The 17453-nt window shown below is 71.9% G+C and carries 15 protein-coding genes; 6 read left to right on the top strand and 9 right to left on the bottom strand.

Annotated features, from left to right (window positions below; translation table 11 throughout):
* Nucleotides 1-29 precede the first annotated feature (29 nt).
* A complete protein-coding gene (locus ACH5AC_RS10470) occupies nucleotides 30-1253 on the top strand; it encodes a GNAT family N-acetyltransferase (protein ID WP_398861319.1) in 1224 nt (407 codons plus the stop codon).
* A gap of 24 nt (nucleotides 1254-1277) precedes the next feature.
* Here the strand turns inward: ACH5AC_RS10470 and ACH5AC_RS10465 are convergent, their stop codons facing one another.
* The 3 genes from ACH5AC_RS10465 to ACH5AC_RS10455 all read right to left on the bottom strand — a co-directional run bounded on the left by ACH5AC_RS10465 (nucleotide 1278) and on the right by ACH5AC_RS10455 (nucleotide 6037).
* Complete coding sequence (locus ACH5AC_RS10465) at nucleotides 1278-2084, bottom strand: Fpg/Nei family DNA glycosylase (RefSeq protein ID WP_398861318.1); 807 nt, start codon at nucleotides 2082-2084, stop codon at nucleotides 1278-1280.
* A 118-nt stretch (nucleotides 2085-2202) separates the two neighbouring features.
* A complete protein-coding gene (locus ACH5AC_RS10460; RefSeq protein ID WP_398861317.1) occupies nucleotides 2203-2688 on the bottom strand; it encodes a ribose-5-phosphate isomerase in 486 nt (161 codons plus the stop codon).
* A gap of 76 nt (nucleotides 2689-2764) precedes the next feature.
* Nucleotides 2765-6037, bottom strand: a complete 3273-nt coding sequence (locus ACH5AC_RS10455; protein WP_398861316.1) for a protein kinase — start codon at nucleotides 6035-6037, stop codon at nucleotides 2765-2767.
* A 172-nt stretch (nucleotides 6038-6209) separates the two neighbouring features.
* Here ACH5AC_RS10455 and ACH5AC_RS10450 point away from each other — a divergent pair, with 172 nt between their 5' ends.
* The gene (locus ACH5AC_RS10450; protein WP_398861315.1) at nucleotides 6210-6920 is read left to right on the top strand and encodes a hypothetical protein; all 711 of its coding nucleotides are present in this window, start codon (nucleotides 6210-6212) and stop codon (nucleotides 6918-6920) included.
* 122 nt (nucleotides 6921-7042) lie between these two features.
* Here the strand turns inward: ACH5AC_RS10450 and ACH5AC_RS10445 are convergent, their stop codons facing one another.
* Nucleotides 7043-7627 carry a biotin transporter BioY gene (locus ACH5AC_RS10445; protein WP_398861314.1) on the bottom strand — a complete coding sequence of 195 codons (585 nt, stop codon included), beginning with the start codon at nucleotides 7625-7627 and terminating at the stop codon, nucleotides 7043-7045.
* 333 nt (nucleotides 7628-7960) lie between these two features.
* Here ACH5AC_RS10445 and ACH5AC_RS10440 point away from each other — a divergent pair, with 333 nt between their 5' ends.
* The gene (locus ACH5AC_RS10440; protein ID WP_398861313.1) at nucleotides 7961-9346 is read left to right on the top strand and encodes an amino acid permease; all 1386 of its coding nucleotides are present in this window, start codon (nucleotides 7961-7963) and stop codon (nucleotides 9344-9346) included.
* 106 nt (nucleotides 9347-9452) lie between these two features.
* Nucleotides 9453-10100, top strand: a complete 648-nt coding sequence (locus tag ACH5AC_RS10435) for a superoxide dismutase (protein WP_398861312.1) — start codon at nucleotides 9453-9455, stop codon at nucleotides 10098-10100.
* A 111-nt stretch (nucleotides 10101-10211) separates the two neighbouring features.
* On the opposite strand, the gene ACH5AC_RS10430 is transcribed toward ACH5AC_RS10435, so the two are convergent.
* Both ACH5AC_RS10430 and ACH5AC_RS10425 read right to left on the bottom strand, forming a co-directional pair.
* Complete coding sequence (locus ACH5AC_RS10430) at nucleotides 10212-10721, bottom strand: hypothetical protein (protein ID WP_398861311.1); 510 nt, start codon at nucleotides 10719-10721, stop codon at nucleotides 10212-10214.
* Nucleotides 10722-10756: 35 nt separating this feature from the next.
* Nucleotides 10757-11419: a DsbA family protein gene (locus ACH5AC_RS10425; protein ID WP_398861310.1), complete on the bottom strand. Its 663-nt coding sequence runs from the start codon at nucleotides 11417-11419 to the stop codon at nucleotides 10757-10759.
* Nucleotides 11420-11554: 135 nt separating this feature from the next.
* Here ACH5AC_RS10425 and pepN point away from each other — a divergent pair, with 135 nt between their 5' ends.
* Nucleotides 11555-14146 (top strand): aminopeptidase N, encoded by a 2592-nt coding sequence (gene pepN, locus ACH5AC_RS10420; RefSeq protein ID WP_398861309.1) that lies wholly within the window; start codon nucleotides 11555-11557, stop codon nucleotides 14144-14146.
* A gap of 216 nt (nucleotides 14147-14362) precedes the next feature.
* Nucleotides 14363-15433, top strand: coding sequence for a hypothetical protein (locus tag ACH5AC_RS10415; protein WP_398861308.1), 1071 nt, complete (start codon nucleotides 14363-14365; stop codon nucleotides 15431-15433).
* Between the two features lie 117 nt (nucleotides 15434-15550).
* Here the strand turns inward: ACH5AC_RS10415 and ACH5AC_RS10410 are convergent, their stop codons facing one another.
* The 3 genes from ACH5AC_RS10410 to ACH5AC_RS10400 are packed head-to-tail and all read right to left on the bottom strand — an operon-like array spanning nucleotide 15551 to nucleotide 17375.
* Nucleotides 15551-16003, bottom strand: a complete 453-nt coding sequence (locus ACH5AC_RS10410; RefSeq protein WP_398861307.1) for an NUDIX hydrolase — start codon at nucleotides 16001-16003, stop codon at nucleotides 15551-15553.
* Nucleotides 16004-16012: 9 nt separating this feature from the next.
* Nucleotides 16013-16903: a pyridoxamine 5'-phosphate oxidase family protein gene (locus ACH5AC_RS10405; RefSeq protein ID WP_398861306.1), complete on the bottom strand. Its 891-nt coding sequence runs from the start codon at nucleotides 16901-16903 to the stop codon at nucleotides 16013-16015.
* A 28-nt stretch (nucleotides 16904-16931) separates the two neighbouring features.
* On the bottom strand, nucleotides 16932-17375 hold the full coding sequence (locus ACH5AC_RS10400) for a VOC family protein (RefSeq protein ID WP_398861305.1): 444 nt from the start codon (nucleotides 17373-17375) through the stop codon (nucleotides 16932-16934).
* Nucleotides 17376-17453 lie beyond the last annotated feature (78 nt).

Below are 17453 nucleotides of genomic sequence, written 5' to 3'. Positions count from 1 at the left end.
TCCCGCATTGCCCTGGTAGGCATGGATGCATGGAACTGCGAGTGCTGCGGCAGGACGAGTGGGAACAGTGGTACGACGGCCTGCTGCGCGCCTTCGGCGGTGTGCCGGAGGCGGCCGAGGAGCGGGAGCTGTGGCGCTCGCTCACCGAGGTGGAGCGTTCCCTGGGCGTGTGGGACGGGGACGCGTGCGTGGGGACGGCGGGGGCGTTCGGCTTCCGGCTGACCGTGCCGGGCGGTGCCGCGGTGCCGGCGGCGGGCGTGACGATGGTGAGTGTGGCGGCGACGCATCGGCGGCGCGGGGTGCTGACGTCGATGATGCGGCGTCAGTTGGACGACGTACGGGCGTGGGGTGAGCCGTTGGCCGTGCTGACCGCCTCCGAGCCCGCCATCTACGGGCGGTTCGGGTACGGCGTGGCGACGCACTGGCTCGGCGCCGAGGTGGACACGAGTCGGGTACGGCTGTCGGTGCCGGCGGGGACGGACGACGTACGGCTGCGGTACGCGCCGCCGGCCGAGGTACTCGACGCGTGCGAGGCGGTGTACGCGCGGCGGGTGCCGGAGCGGGCCGGGATGCTGGCGCGGATGCCCGGGTGGGAGCGGCTGGGGCTGCTCGATCCGGAGAGCGAGCGGGAGGGGGCCTCGCCGTTGCAGTGCGTGGTCGCCGAGCGGGGTGGTGAGGTGGTGGGGTACGCGCGGTTCCGGGTGAGGGCACAGTGGAGTCCGGAGGGGCCGTGCGGGACGGTCCGGGTGCAGGACGCGGAGGCGCTGGATCCGGCGGCGCACGCGGCGGTGTGGCGGTTCCTGTTCGACATCGATCTGACGTCGACGCTGAGTGTGCGGGGGCGGCCGGTGGACGAGGGCTGGCTGGGGATGGTGTCCGACATCCGGCGGTGCCGGGTGCGGGTGCGGGACGGGCTGCATGTGCGGCTGGTGGATGTGCCGGCCGCGTTGGAGGCGCGGGCGTATCTGACGCCGGTGGATGTGGTGGTGGAGGTCGAGGACGCGTTCTGTCCCTGGAACTCGGGGCGGTGGCGGTTGAGCGGGGACGCGAAGGGGGCGAGCTGTGCTCGTACGACCGATGCGGCTGATCTCGCCTTGACCGTACGGGAGTTGGGAGAGGCGTATCTGGGGGGTGTGAGTCTGGCGTCGTTGGCGGGGGCGGGGCGGGTGACGGAGCTGCGGAAGGGGGCGGTGGCGGAGGTTTCGGTGGCGTTCGGGGCGGTGCTGGCGCCCTGGTTGCCGCACGGGTTCTGACCGGCACCGCCGGTGACGGTCGGGTCAGGGTTTCTGGCAGGTGGGGCACCAGAAGAGGTTGCGGGCGGCCAGGTCGGCCGTGCGGATGGTGTCGCCGCAGATGTGGCAGGGCTGGTGGGTGCGGCGGTAGACGTAGACCTCGCCGCCGTGGTCGTCCACGCGGGGTGGGCGGCCCATCGCCTCGGGGGTGTGTTCGGGGCGGACCGTGTCGATGCGGTTGTTGCGGACGCCCTCGCGCATCAGGGCGACCAGGTCCGTCCAGATGGCCCGCCACTGGGGTGGGGTGATGTCCCTGCCCGGGCGGTACGGGTCGATGCGGTGGCGGAAGAGGACCTCCGCGCGGTAGACGTTGCCGACGCCGGCGATGATCTTCTGGTCCATCAGGAGCGCGGCGACGGTGGTGCGGCTGCGGCGGACGCGGGCGTACGCCGTGTCCGGGTCGGCGTCCTCGCGGAGCGGGTCGGGGCCGAGGCGGGCGTGTATGGCGTGCTTCTCGGCGTCGGTGATCAGGGCGCAGGTGGTGGGGCCGCGGAGGTCGACGTACGCGGTGTCGGTGGCGAGGCGGAGGCGGACCGTGTCGGTGGGGGGCGGTGCGGGGGCGTCGCCGAAGGTGACCTTGCCGAAGAGGCCGAGGTGGATGTGGACCCAGGTGTCGGGGAGGAAGCCGAGGAAGAGGTGTTTGCCGTGGGCCTCGGTGGTGCGCAGCGGTGTGCCGGTGAGGAGGGCGGCGGCGTCGGAGAACTTGCCCTGGGGGCTCGTCGCGGTGACCGTGCCGGTGAGCTGGGCGGCGTAGTCCTGGGCCAGCCGGTGAATCGTGTGCCCTTCCGGCACGGTGGGGTCTCCTCTTCCGTTTCCCGCTGTCCGGGTCTGGCGCCGGCCCACCCGGCTCGATCGCTCGATGGCTCGATGGCTCGATCGCTCGATGGGGAGCGGGGTGGGCCGAGGCTCGTTACTGCTGCGGGTGGTGGGCCGGGATCGGGGGCAGGTCGCCCGTCGTCTCGTACGCCGACAGCATGTCGATACGGCGGATGTGGCGCTCGTCGCCGGAGAACGGGGTGTTGAGGAAGGTCTCGACGAACTTCGTCGCCTCGTCCTGCGTGTGCATGCGGGCGCCGACCGCGACCACGTTGGCGTTGTTGTGCTGGCGGCCCAGGGCTGCCGTCTCCTCGCTCCAGGCGAGGGCCGCGCGGACGCCCTTGACCTTGTTCGCGGCGATCTGCTCGCCGTTGCCGGAGCCGCCGATCACGATGCCGAGGGCGTCGGGGTCCGCGGCCGTACGCTCGGCGGCGCGCAGGCAGAAGGGCGGGTAGTCGTCCTGGGCGTCGTAGATGTGGGGGCCGCAGTCGACGGGCTCATGGCCGGCCGCCTTCAGCCATTCGACGAGGTGGTTCTTGAGTTCGAAGCCGGCATGGTCGGAGCCGAGATACACGCGCATGGGATGCAGTGTGACATGCGTGTTGCGGGCGTGCAGGGGCGGGTGTCCGCCGCGAAACACCACGGACACGGGTGGCTCACAGCACGGTGAAGCTGTCCCTCACCTTCTCGTACGTGCTCAGGGCCGCCATCTCGATCTCCGGCTGGTACCAGGTGTTGATCTGGTACGACTTGCCGTTCTGGTTGAAGCCGAGCAGGCGGGCGTGCCAGTGGGTGCCGCGCAGGGTGAAGGTGTACTCCCAGACGACCGCCGGGTTGCCGCGGAACGTCGTCTCCTCCAGGCGGATCTTGCGGTAGTCCTGGCCCTGGTGGGCGTTCTGCTCCGAGGTGCGCCAGGTCTCCATCAGGTCGCCGCGGGCCAGGGAGGACTTCGCGACGAGTTCCTGCTTGCCGTCGGGTGACGTGTAGTGCACTTCAGCGCCCGTCTTGAAATCCCGCCGCCACCCTTCCGGCGGCACCCACGCATACCCACCCGCCTCCTGTTGCGCGCCCGGCGGCAGGGTCCGGGGGCGGGAGGTGCCCTGGACGGTGGGCGAGGGTGAGGGGGAGACCGACGGCGAGGGACCACCGGTGCCGTCGGTGACGGCGGTGGTGTGGCTGCCGTAGGACGGCGGAGCGGGGTAGGCGCCGTCCCGCGTGCCGTCGTCACGGTCTCCGGGGGCCATCGCCAGCACCATCGCCGCCACCATGCCTCCCGCCACCGCGACCCCTGCGGCGGCCAGGAGGGCGGCACGTCGGCGGCTCGTACGACGCCGGGTTCCGGTCAGGACGGGCGGGACCGTGGGAGCGGTTCGGGTGGGGGTGGTGGCAGTGGAGCGGCGTTCGGGGAGCGACGCGGCCGCGACAGTGGGGCCTCCCGAGCGCACCGAGCCTGCGGTCACGGCTGGCACCGCCGGACCCGAGACGGAGAAGGCTTCCGGGTCAGCGGGGGCCACAGGCACAGGGGGCACCGCCGGACCCGACGCAGTGAGAGCTTCCGCGCCAGCAGGGGCCACGGGCACAGACGAGGCCGCATGCCCGGGTGGCCTCGACGTCAGGTTGGCTCCGGACGCGGGCTGCGGGCGGGCGAGGGAGACGCCCCGGCGGTGGGGTGCCTGCGATGCCGGCGAGCCGGAAGGGGCGGTCGAACCAGTCGGGCCCGCCGGGGCGTGTGCCGCCGGGGCGACTGCACCGGTCGGGGCTGCGGGGTCGGCCGGAACCGTCGGCGCGGTCGGCGTCGCCGAGCCGCTCACGGCTATCGGGCCCGCCGGGCCTGTCGGGCTGGTCGGGGCACCTGGGGCCGCCGGGCCCGCCTCGCCCGTCTCGTCCGCCGGGACAGTCGGGATGCTCGGAGTACCCGAACCAAAGAGGGCCGCCGAACCAGTCGAGGCTGCCGGGCCAGCTGGGCCAGAATTCCCGACCGCCGTCCCCGCCGCGCCTGACGGGGCAGTCGGGACTACCGGGGCTGCCGGAGGTGCCGGGGCTGCCGGGACCTCGGAGGGATTCCGGGCCTCCGAACCGGTGGGGGCCGCCGGGGCACCGGGAGCAGTCGAACCATTCGGGGCTGCCGGGCCCACCGAGCCGCTCCGGGCCCCCGGGCCGACCGGGACTGCCGGGCCAGCAGCGCCCGGTGACGGTGATTCCGTGTCGGCCTGCACACGGGTGTCCGAGTCGGCGTCCGGGTGGATCTCAGGCCGGTTCTCCGAGTCGGCGTCCGCGGCGGCTCCCCTGGAGACCGAGGTTCCGGTTCCCCGGGGGGTCGCCGTGTGAGGTCGGCTGTGGGAGCGGGGCTCCGGAGCGCCGTGGGGCGACTCCGTCGAGGGGGGCGTCGCTGATTCAACCGGGGGTCGCGGGAGCGGTGGCGGCGCGGGGATCTCATGCTGCGGCCAGGGGGACAGCGGGTGCGGCTGTCGGGACGGCCGCGCGACCGACTCCGCCACCGACCCCGGCGAGTCCTCCGCCGACCCTGGCAACTCCCCCACCGACCCTGGCAGCTCCCCCACCCGCCCAGCCGACTCCCCCACCGACCCTGGCAACTCCCCCACCCGCCCAGCCGACCCCCCCACCCGGCCGGGCGGCTCCGCCACCGGCACTGGCGGCTCCGGCGTTGGCTCCCGCACCGCGGGCACCGGCCCCGGCGATTCCGTGACCGCCGCTGGCGGTTCCACCGCCGAGCCGGGCTCTTCCGCGACCACGCCCCGCGCCGCGCCTTCGGGCTCCGGCTCAACGTCCGCCTCGGCAGGCACCGCCACTGCCCCCGGCGACACACCCTCCACCGCCGACCCGACCCCCGCCTCGGCTGGCACCGCCCCCGCCCCCGCAGGCAGCCCCACCACCCCTGGCGACACGCCCTCCACCCCCGGAGCTCCCGCTACCGTCGGAGTCCGCTCCGGATGCGCCGCCGCATCCCCCGACGCCCCTCCCGGCTCCGCAGGCACCACCACCGGCCCGCGCGGCGCACCAGGCACCCCCGACTCAGCCCCTTCCCCCGCAGGCACCCCGACCGCCGCTTCCCCCGCACCGACACCCGGCCCGGCCACCGTCGGTGTCCACGTCGGATGTGCCAGCGGCCCCAGGGCCGAGGCCACCTCGGGCAGGGTTGGGCGGGTCTCCGGGGCCTTCTGGAGCAGGGCTGTCAGGAGGTCGTGGAGGGGGGCGGGGGCCGGGGGGAGGGCGGGGGCTTCGTAGAGGACCGCGTGGAGGGTTGCCAGGGTGGTGGCGCGGGAGAAGGGGGAGTGGCCGCCGAGGGCCGCGCACAGGGTGGCGCCGAGGGACCACACGTCGGACGGCGGGCCCTGCGGGCGGCCGGAGACCCGCTCGGGGGCCATGTAGTCGGGCGAGCCGACGAGCATGCCGACCATGGTGAGCGCCGTGGCGTCCTGGATCGCCGCGATGCCGAAGTCGGTGAGGACGATGCGACGGGCGCCCCCGGTCCCACTCCCCGCGCTCTCCACCAGCACATTGCCCGGCTTGATGTCCCGGTGCAGAACGCCCCGCGCATGCACCTGCTGCAGCGCCTCGACCAGTCCGAGCCCGATGCGGGCGGTCTCGCGGGGCCCGAGGGGTCCCTCCTCGGCCAGGATCCGCTCCATGGAGCGGCCGGCGACCAGTTCCATGACGATCCAGAGGCGCTCGCCCTCGTCGACGACGTCGTAGACCCGTACGACGTTGGGATGGTCGATACGGGCGGTGGCGCGGGCCTCGCGCAGGGTGCGTTCGCGGCGGGTGCGAGTGTCCTCGGGGTCGAGGCCGTCGATGCGCATCTCCTTCACCGCGACCTGCCGGTCGAGTATTTCGTCGGCGGCCCGCCACACCCGCCCCATTCCTCCCTGCCCGATGCTTTCGACCAGCCGATAACGGCCCGTCACCAACAGCCCCGGAGCACCATCGGGCCCCGAATTCCCCCTGTTACCCGGCAATTCCGCTGCACCCCCCTGACTGAAACACGATGGTCACACTTCAGGCCGTACCAGCATAGTGCGGAGAAATCTTGTGGTACCTCTTCAAGTACTGCGAATTCAGGCGCAGACAAGGGGGGCGAACATGAGTTCTCATCGTATGTCGCTGGTCATCGCGTCCTTCTCGGCGGTGATGATCTTTTCCGCCACCGCCGCCGCGGACGACCAGGGACCGGGGAGCAGTAAAGGGGGAAAGGCGGTCGACGAGGCTCCCGCGGGCGTGAAACTGACCACGACACTGCCGGAGAAGATCTCGGTCGACAACAGCTCTCAGAAAACGGCGATCACCGCCACGGTGAAGAATGAAGGGAGCAAGGAAAGCGGCAACATCAGGCTATTGGTCGTCGGTTTCGACGGACTGACGGTCAAAAACGTTCAGGGGTGTTCGGCGGTGCCGGCCGGAGACCGCCCCGAGGGTTCCAACAGCGCCTTCTCCTGTCCCATCGACAATCTCGCGGCCGGGGCGTCGAAGTCGTACGCCGTCGACGCCACCTTCGATCTCGGCAGGACCGGGATGATCTGCCTGCCCGTGCAGACCGCCGACGGGAAGAAGACGTACTGGCAGCAGGGACCGGTGCCGTTCGGGACCACGAACCCGTCGCCGAACGCCCCCGCCACCCCGCTGCTGCTCGGCACCGACAACAAGCCGGTGGCCCCGGGCGGTGACGAGCTGCCCAGGACCGGGTTCGAACGGGAGGTGCTGCCGCTGGGCACGGCCGGCGCGGCGCTCCTCGCGGCGGGCGCGGCCGGGATGTGGTGGTCGCAGCGCCGCCGCCCCGGCAGCCAGGACGGCTGACCGCCACACCGGAAACACCGACACCCCCCACGCACGACCAAGAGGCGCGCGTGGACCGGACCGTTCCGTCCGGTCCACGCGAGCCTCCTGTCCAGCACACCGTCAGCCTGTCCAGCACACCGTCAGCGGCGCACGAGCTTCCACGCCGCGGGCAGCAGCCCCATCGCCAGCGCCGCCTTCAGCGCGTCGCCGATCAGGAACGGCGTGAGGCCGAGCTCGATCGCCGTCGAGGCGGACATGTCGGCGGCCAGTGCCAGGTACGGCACGCCGACCGCGTAGATGATCGCGGAGCCCAGCAGCATCACCCCGGCCGTCCGCCAGACCTTGCGGTCGGCCCCGCGCCGCGCCAGCGCGCCCACGACGGTGGCGGCGAGGAGCATGCCGAGGACGTAGCCGAAGGACGGGGCCGCCGCGCCGGAGCCGCCCTCGGCGAACCACGGCACGCCCGCCGTACCGGCGAGGACGTACAGCGCGAGGGAGAGGAAGCCGCGGCCGGCACCGAGGGAGGTGCCGACGAGCAGGGCGGCGAAGGTCTGGCCGGTCACCGGGACCGGAGAGCCGGGGACGGGCACCGCGAGCTGGGCCGCGAGGCCGGTGAGGGCCGCGCCGCCGGCGACCAGGGCGAGGTCACGGACGCGGGAGGCCGGGAGGAGGTCGGCGAGGACCTGCCCGGTGCGGGCGGGTGCGGCAGCGGCGGCGGTGCTCATGGGGACTCCGCAAGTCAGAGGGGCAGAGGGAAGGGACGCGTCGACGCTATCCCAGCAGCTTCCGCCCGCTCACCGTCAGTAGCCGACAAAGGCGGGATCACGGCCTTGGTGTGCTCCACACAAAGAATGAGCCCTACACCGATCCCCACCGGACCCCGGCGTGACACCGGTCACGGGGGCGACGAGGCGGTCATCACACGCGAACCGCTCGCTCACGCAGCGTAGGCATCCCGTCCGGATAGCGGACACTCACGCCCTCTCACCGCCGACCCCGCCGACACTGTGGGCGTTTTGCCCCCCTCACCCCTCTCACGCATTGGACGAGCCGCGCCCATGCCCAGCACGACCAAGGTCGGTCCGCCGCCGCGCCGACAGGACGACGAACGCACCGCCCTCTCCCACAGCCTCAAACAGCGCCACCTGTCGATGATCGCCCTCGGCGGTGTCATCGGCGCGGGCCTCTTCGTCGGATCCGGCGCGGGGATCGCCGCCGCCGGACCCTCGATCGTCCTCGCCTACGCGCTCTCCGGCCTCCTCGTGATGCTGGTGATGCGGATGCTGGGCGAGATGTCGGCGGCCCACCCGTCGTCGGGCTCGTTCTCGGCGCACGCCGAGCGGGCGATCGGGCCCTGGGCGGGCTTCACCGCGGGCTGGTCGTTCTGGGTGCTGCTGTGCACGGCCGTGGGCCTGGAGGGCATCGGCGCCGCGAAGATCGTCACCGGCTGGCTGCCGGGCACGCCCGAGTGGGCGTGGGTGGCGCTGTTCATGGTGGTCTTCTGCGCGACGAACCTGGCCGCCGTGAAGAACTTCGGCGAGTTCGAGTTCTGGTTCGCCGCCCTGAAGGTGGGCGCGATCACCCTCTTCCTCGTCCTGGGCGTGCTGGCCATCGCGGGCGTGCTGCCCGGCACCGAAGCGCCCGGCACGAGCAACCTCACCGAGTTCCTGCCGAACGGCGGCGAGGGCCTGGTCATCGGCCTGCTCGCGTCGGTGTTCGCGTACGGCGGCCTGGAGACGGTCACCATCGCCGCCGCCGAGTCGGAGAACCCCGTCAAGGGCGTGGCGAGCGCCGTCCGTACGGCGATGTGGCGGATCGCGCTGTTCTACATCGGCTCGATGGCGGTCATCGTCACCCTCGTCCCGTGGAACGACCCGGCCGTCGCGACGAAGGGCCCGTACGTCGCCGCCCTGGACCACCTGGGCATCCCGGGCGCCGGGCAGCTGATGAACGTGGTGGTGCTGGTCGCGCTGCTGTCGGCGATGAACGCCAACATCTACGGCTCGTCGCGCATCGCCTACTCGCTGGTCGAGCGGCGCCAGGGCCCGCCGGTGCTGGCCCGGGTGACCGGCGGGGTGCCGCGGATCGCCGTACTGGCGTCGTCCCTGTTCGGCTTCGGGTGTGTGGTGCTCAGCTATGTGCGCCCGGACGACGCCTTCCCCTGGCTGCTGAACATGATCGGCGCGGTGATCCTGATCGTCTGGATCTTCATCGCGGTCTCGCAGCTGCTGCTGCGCCGCCGGCTGGAGCGGGAGACGCCCGGGAAGCTGGTCGTGCGGATGTGGGCGTACCCGTGGCTGACCTGGGTGGCGCTGGCCGGGATGGCGGCGATCTTCGTACTGATGGCACGGGAGCCGGAGACCCGCGTCCAGCTGTACTCGTCGGGCGGCATGACGCTCGCCCTGGCGGCCCTCGGGTACCTGTGGCAGAAGCGCCGCGGCTGACCCCGCAGATCCGCGCACCGAGCCCCCGTGTGATCCACACGGGGGCTTTTTGCTGCTAGCTTGTTGTTGCGACTTATTTGCAATAAGAGTCCGGAGGGGACCCCGCATGCCCGTCTACACGCTGCCTGACCTGCCGTACGACTACTCCGCGCTCGCCCCGGTCATCAGCCCCGAGATCATCGAGCTGCACCACGACAAGCACCACGCGGCCTACGTCAAGGGCGCCAACGACACGCTGGAGCAGCTCTCCGAGGCCCGGGACAAGGAGCAGTGGGGGTCGATCAACGGCCTGGAGAAGAACCTGGCCTTCCACCTCTCCGGGCACATCCTGCACTCGATCTACTGGCGGAACATGAGCGGCCCGAAGGACGGCGGCGGCGAGCCGCTCGCCGCTGACGGCGTGGGTGAGCTGGCGGACGCGATCACCGAGTCCTTCGGCTCGTTCGCCGCCTTCAAGGCGCAGCTGTCGAAGGCGGCGGCCACGACACAGGGTTCCGGCTGGGGCGTCCTCGCGTACGAGCCGCTGAGCGGCCGGCTGATCGTCGAGCAGGTCTACGACCACCAGGGCAACGTCGGCCAGGGCGCCACCCCGATCCTGGTCTTCGACGCCTGGGAGCACGCCTTCTACCTCCAGTACAGGAACCAGAAGGTCGACTTCATCGAGGCCATGTGGCAGGTGGTCAACTGGCAGGACGTCGCCCGTCGCCACGAGGCGGCGAGGTCCCGCGCGGACGTGCTCCTGCTCCAGCCCTGAGAGCGTCCTGCCTCGTGATCGTCTTCTCACCCTTCACGCGGGCAGGTCGGAGAGAAGGGAGGGCCCTCGCGAGGACGTGACGCACGAGGGCCCTCTCTCACACCCTCACCGTCATACGACGGTGAGGTGGTACGTCGTGTCGACGGAGAAGCCGTCCCGGGTGTCGCCCTTGATCTCCAGGACGTACTGCCCCGGCGTGAGCGGGGCGACGGCGCCCCAGATGCCCCAGGCCAGGCGCCGCCGCAGCCCCACGCGGAAGGGGCCGGAGGCGAACTCGCGCAGCGGCAGCGGGGCGCCGTTGAGATGGGCGGTGGCCCGGGTGACGGGCAGCTTCACGGGCTCCTTCGAGAAGCCGAGCGTGTGCTGGATGTTGATGACCGGGAAGAACAGGGGCCGCCCGGCGGGCACTTCACAGCGCCGGACGACCCGCCCGCCGTACGTACCGGCGAGGAACCACAGGTCGGCGGGCTGCTGCCAGGCGGCGTGCTCGCCCGTCGTGTCGGCCACCGGGCTCAGGTCCTCGGGCGCGGACATCTCCCACCGCCACCAGCGGGCGGCCAGTTCGCCGCCCTGCTCGTCGTCGATCGCCCAGGAGCCGTCGCTCACCGCCTGGTCGCTCATGTCCCACCCCTCGTGTCGTACGCGCTGGGCGGACCCTACAGGTTGCTGAAGTCGGGGCCCTTGGTCCGGGTGCGCTTGATCTCGTAGAAGCCCGGCACCGACGCCACCGCGAGCGTGCCGTCCCACAGCCGCGCGGCCTCCTCGCCCTTCGGGGCGGGGGTGACGACCGGGCCGAAGAAGGCGATCTGCTCGCCGTCGGGGCCGGGGACCGCGATGACCGGGGTGCCGACGTCCTGGCCGACCTTCTCGATGCCCTCCTTGTGGGAGGCGCGCAGCTCGGCGTCGTACGCGAAGTTCTCCTGCTCGGCGTAGTCGATGAGGTCGGCGGGCAGTCCGACGTCCGCGAGCGCGCCGGCGACGGCCTCGATCGTCGGGCCCTCGCCGTTGTTGTGGATGCGGGTGCCGAGCGCGGTGTACAGCGGGCCGAGGATGTCGGCGCCGTGCTTCTGCCAGGCGGCGGTCACGACCCGGACCGGCTGCCACGCCTTGGTGGCGAGCAGGTCGCGGTACTCCTCGGGCAGTTCGTCGAGCTTGTCCTCGTTGAGCACGGCGAGGCTCATCACATGCCAGCGGACCTCTATGTCGCGGACCTTCTCCACCTCCAGCACCCAACGGGACGTCATCCAGGCCCAGGGGCAGAGCGGGTCGAACCAGAAGTCGACCGGAGTCTTCGTGGCGTGCGTCGCGCTGTCGGACATGAGTCTCCTCAGAACGGTTGTTTGAACTCTGCAACACCACAGGTCCACGGCCCATTCCCCGCTGTCCGCCGTCAGGCCCGCATGGCAGGATCGGTGCTGTCCGCCTACTGATCACCACCCGAGGGAGTGCCACCCGTGCCCGGTGAGAACCTGTCCCGTGACGAGGCCCGGGAGCGGGCCGCCCTGCTGTCCGTCGACGGGTACGACGTGTCCCTCGACGTGCGCTCCGCCGCCGGCGACGCACCAGCCGCCACGGAGGGCGAGCCGCGCACCTTCCGCTCGGTCACCACGATCCGCTTCCGCTGCAACGAACCGGGCGCGTCGAGCTTCGCCGACCTGATCGCCCCCAGCGTCACCGCCGTCTCCCTCAACGGCAGGGACCTCGACCCGAGCGAGGTCTTCGACGGCTCACGCATCACCCTGGAGGACCTGGCCGCCGACAACGAACTGATCGTCGACGCCCAGTGCGCCTACTCCCGCACCGGCGAGGGCCTGCACCGCTTCGTCGACCCCGAGGACGGCGAGGTCTACCTCTACACCCAGTACGAACCGGCGGACTCCCGCCGCGTCTTCGCCAACTTCGAACAGCCCGACCTCAAGGCCCCGTTCCGCTTCGAGGTGCGCGCACCGGAGGGCTGGACGGTGTGGAGCAACGGCACCGGCCGGCAGTCCGACGGCGTCTGGCGCTTCGCGGAGACCAAGCCGATCTCGACGTACATCACCTGCGTCGTGGCCGGCCCCTACCACTACGTCACGGACTCGTACGAGAGGGTCCTCGGCGACGGTACGACGCTGGAGATCCCCCTCGGCGCCCTGTGCCGCAAGGGCCTGGCGCCGCACTTCGACGCCGAGGACGTCTTCCTGCTCACCAAGCAGGGCCTGGACTTCTTCCACGACCACTTCGACTACCCGTACCCCTTCGGGAAGTACGACCAGGCGTTCGTGCCCGAGTACAACCTGGGCGCGATGGAGAACCCGGGGCTGGTGACGTTCCGCGAGGAGTACATCTTCCGCGGCAAGGTCACGCAGGCGTCGTACGAGGCGCGGGCGAACGTCATCCTGCACGAGATGGCGCACATGTGGTTCGGCGACCTGGTCACCATGGAGTGGTGGGACGACCTGTGGCTGAAGGAGTCCTTCGCGGACTTCATGGGCACCTTCGGCCTCGCCGCGACCCGCTTCCAGGACGGCTGGATCACCTTCGCCAACCGCCGCAAGGCATGGGCGTACCGCGCGGACCAGCTGCCCTCCACGCACCCCGTCACGGCCGACATCCGCGACCTCCAGGACGCCAAGCTCAACTTCGACGGCATCACCTACGCCAAGGGCGCCTCGGTGCTCAAGCAGTTGGTGGCGTACGTGGGCCAGGAGGCGTTCCTGGAGGGCGCCCGCCGCTACTTCAAGCGCCACGCCTACGGCAACACCCGCCTCGGCGACCTCCTCGCGGCCCTGGAGGAGACCAGCGGCCGCGACATGGCCGCGTGGGCCCGCTCCTGGCTCCAGACAGCCGGCGTCAACTCCCTCACCCCCCAGGTCCTGCTGAACACCGAGGGCCGCGTCGACGAGCTGGCGGTGCTCCAGGAGGCCCCCGAGTCCCACCCCGAGCTGCGACCGCACCGGGTGGCGATCGGCCTCTACCGCCGCACCGGGACCGGCGCACTGGAGCGGTACGCCCGCGCGGAGGTGGACGTCGACGGGCCCCGCACCCTGGTCCCCGAACTGGCCGACGCCGACGCCCCGGAACTGGTCCTCGTCAACGACGACGACCTCACCTACTGCAAGACCCGCTTCGACGAGACGTCCCTGGCGACGCTGCGGGACCACCTCGGCTCGGTGACCGACCCGCTCGCCCGCGCCCTGTGCTGGTCGGCCCTGTGGAACATGACTCGGGACGCGCTGCTCCCCGCCCGGGAGTTCATCGACCTGGTGCTGCGCTTCGCGGGCCGCGAGTCCGACATCGGCGTCCTCCAGATGCTCCACGCCTGGGCGGAGGGCGCGGTCGAGCACTACGTCACCCCGGGCGCACGCGAGCAGACCTCCCGACGTCTGGCAGAGGGCGCGGCGGTCCAGCTGTACGCGGCCGAGCCGGGCAGCGAGCAGCAGCTGGCGTGGGCGAGGTTCACCGCGCGGGTGGCCGCCCTGCCCGCCCACTTCGACCTCCTGACCGCTCTCCTGGACGGCACCGTCACCCTGCCGGGCCTTGAGGTCGACCAGGAGCTGCGCTGGGCGTTCCTGGACGCGCTGGCCGCGCACGACGTCGTCGGCGAGAAGGAGCTGGCCGCCGAACTGGCCCGCGACGACACCGCCTCCGGCAAGCGCCACCAGGTCCGCTGTCTGGCCGCCCGCCCCTCCCCGGCGGTCAAGGCGCAGGCATGGGCGCAGGTGGTGGAGTCGGACACGCTCTCCAACGCCCTGGTCACGGCGACGATCGCAGGCTTCGCCCGCCCCTCCCAGCGAGAGCTCACCGCCCCCTACACGGACAAGTACTTCGCGGTCATCGAACGTGTCTGGGCGGAGCGCTCGATCCAGATCGGCATGGACGTCGTGTCGGGCCTGTTCCCGTCGCTCCAGGACTCCCCGGAGACGCTGGCGGCGACCGACGCGTGGCTGGCGGCCCACACGGACGCGGCGCCGGCCCTGCGCCGCCTGGTCCTGGAGGCCCGCGACGACCTGGCCCGCGCCCTGCGAGGACAGGCGTGCGACGCGGAGGCTGCGCCCCACTCCTGACAACGGGCCACCTCTGGCCATGAATTAGGCGTACGGCCACCGTTACGAAATACCGGCAATCAGGCCCGTAACCCCCTGGTCCCACCCATCCGGACCAGGGGTTTTCGGTGCCTACTCGACATCCGAACACCCGTCCTTTAGTGCAGCCTTGTCTGCATTTGTCGACGAGCGTGTAACAGCGGTTAAGACCCGGATCGGGAGCGGAATCCCGATCGCATGAACCACAACACCCCGCTCCCCCCGGTCTCCCCGACCTCCCCGCTCTCCCCCCGCCCCCTGCGTCACCTGTCGGACGGCCAGCGCCACGTCCTCACGACGGCACAGCTGCGCACGCACGGCGTCTCCCCGTCCGAGATGAACGACCAGTGCCGCCCCGGAGGCCCCTGGCAGCAGCTCCTCCCCGGGGTCTTCCTGCTCCACCCGGGCCCGCCGACCAGCGAGGAACGGCTGCACGCGGTGCTGCTGTACGCGGCCCGCCAGTCGACCCCGGCCGGGGTGCCGGCCCAGCCCGGCGCGGAGGGCCCGCACCGCCCCGTCTACAAGGAAGCGGTGATCACCGGCCTGGCGGCCTTGAACCTCCACGGCTTCTCCTCCGCTCCCCCGCTGCTCTCCCTGGAGCAGTTCGACGTCCTGGTCCCCCGCCTGCGCCGCCTGCGCTCGACGGGCTGCGCCCGTATCGTCCGCACCCCGGACCTCCCGCCCCCCGAGTACGCCACAGACGTCCCGGTCGCTCCCGTCCCCCGCGCCCTGGCCGACGCAGTGGCGAGCCTGACGGACGCGGGCGCGGTGCGCCGACTCCTCACCGAGGCGGTACGCGGCGGCCACTGCGACCCGGCCTCCGTCGTCCGCGAACTGAGCCGGGCCAAGCTCCTGAACCACCCGCACGTGGTGGACGCGGTGGACTCCCTCCTCGCCGAGGGCCGAGCGATCGCCGAGCACCGCCTCTACCGCATGGTCCGCGAGTACGGACTCCCCGACCCCGTCTGGAACGTCGACCTGCGCCTCCCGGGCGGCCCCCACCTCGGCGGCCTGGACGCCTACTGGCCGGAGCAGGCGGTCGCCGTCGAGCTCGACACCCGCGCGCCACGCCAGGACGACGACGCCCTCTGGTCCGAGTACGCCCGCAAGCGCGAACACCTCGAACGCCTCGGCATCACGGTCGTCCACATCACCCCGAGGAAGCTGCGCGACGCGATGGAACAACAGGCGGCCGTGGTCCGCACGGCCCTCATGGCCGCCACGGACCGCGACCCGGCCGCCTATGTCGTGGTGTTGCCCCGCCAGTGACGAACGGGGCACATCAGGAGGGGAGAGGAGGGGCCACCGGTCGAGAGGACCGGCGGCCCCTCCTCTGGTGTGCCCGCCCCAAGGAGCGGGCGGCGCCCACCAGCCCCGCCGGCCTCCTCAGCTTCCTCCTCCCCTCCCCCAAGCCCTGACGGTCCACAACCGCAGAGCCGCATCGATCAGCGGGACCCGGACCAGGCCGGGAACGTCCTCCAGGGGATGCCAGGCGGCCATGTCCGTCGACCCGCCGACCTCGTAGCGCAGCTCACCGCCGACCACCCGCCCCTCGTACACGAGCCGTACCCCCTGATGGTCCACCGCACGGCGCAGCCCGCGGCGGGGACGGAAGTGGCGGGCGGAGTCCACACCGAGGAGGCCGGTCACCTCGATGCGGTAACCGGTCTCCTCCTCCAGCTCACGCACGACCGTGTCGTGCGGGTCCTCCCCGTGCTCCATGCCGCCGCCGGGCAGGACCCACTCGGGGGTGCCGTCCTCCGCCGGGGAGCGGGCCAGCAGGAGCTGTCCGTCGCGGACGCACACGGCGTAGGCCGCCACCCTCAACCTTCGTCGCATCCAGGCAAGTTAACGCGCCCGGGCCGGATTGGCAGGTGAGTATCGCGGCGCCGACCAGCGCAGCGGGACGGCGGACGGCGTGTCTACGGCCTCGGTGAGGGTGAAGCGGGTCGTGCGGGTGCCGTCGGTGCCGTACTCGACCCGCGCGCGGCCGGTGAGGTGCAGGGTGCGGCCCGTCGTCCAGTCGAGGAGAAGCAGGCCGGCGCGCGGGTCGGTGGTGAGGTTGCCGAGGGTGAGGAACATGGAGTTGCCCGGGTAGTCCAGCCAGCTCAGTTCGCGGGAGGAGTCGACCCGTACGAACCCCGGGTTGCCGCCCCGATGGCTGGCGTCGGCCCCGCCGTCGCGCACGGTGGCCAGGAAGAAGGTGTCGGCCGAGGCGATGAACCCGGCCTGGTCGGCGGTGAGTTCCTCCCCGCGGACCGGCTCACCCGGCGTGCGGTCGACGATCTCGTACGACTCCCGCTTCTGCAGGTACTTGGGGCAGTTGGAGAACACCTGGTCGGCGTCGACGGCGAAGCCGCGTTCCGTGGGCCGTGCGCGGCCGTTGAGGCGCATACGGCGGCGGGTGCGGGGGTCGAGGGCGATGGTGCCGACCGCCGTGCCGGGGGTGGCGAGGGCCGTGGCGAGCGGGTCGTCGGCCGAGAGCAGCGCGTCGCCCGCGACGGAGATCCGCTGGGGCCCGGTGGCCCGGACGAACCCCGGGGTGCCCGCGAGCGCCGTCGCCCACACCGCGCCCGTCGCCGGGTCGGCGGCGCCCACGAAGAGCAGCGGCTGGAGCTCCAGGAAGGCGGCCGCGACCGGTTTGATGCCGCCCAGGATGGAGCGGCCGACATGGTCGGCCAGGTCGCGCACGCCGACCCGGTCCTGCACGGCGCGCGAGCCGACGTGGTAGATGCTCATCGCCCTGAACCTCCTCCGCAAGAAAGATCTAGAAGAACCCGCAGGTCGGAGCCGCCTCCGTGGGCGCCGGTGCCCCCTGTACCCCCGTCGGCACCGAGATCTCCAGCCGCGTGCCGTCGGGGTCATGGAAGAAGATGCCGCCGGAGGCCGCGCCCTCGCCGTGGGCGACCACGCCGTCGTACGCGAACTCGACGCCGTACCCGCGCAGCGCCGTCTCGTACTCCTTGACCCGGTCGAGGGAGTCGGCCTCGAAGGCGAGGTGGTGGAGGCCGGCGCGCTCGGGCTCGTAGAGGCCCTCGGCCTGCTGCCAGAGCGTGAGGATCAGGGTCGTGCCGTCGCCGAGGAAGGCGTACCGCCGCCCCTCCTCCTTGCCCTCGCCGATCACGGTGAAGCCGAGGACGTCCCGGTAGAAGTCCAGCGAGCGGGCGATGTCGGTGACGTTCAGGCCGATGTGGCCGGTGCGCAGAGCCATGACGGGGCCTCCTTGAGGAGCGATTCCTAACCTGTATAAGCGACTTTAGAGGTTAGATACGGGTGCGTCAACCGGTCA

It is taken from the genome of Streptomyces sp. NPDC018693 (assembly GCF_044391385.1).
Taxonomy (GTDB): domain Bacteria; phylum Actinomycetota; class Actinomycetes; order Streptomycetales; family Streptomycetaceae; genus Streptomyces.
Note: the sequence above shows the minus strand (reverse complement) of the source record. Positions and strands in the feature narration are given on the sequence as shown.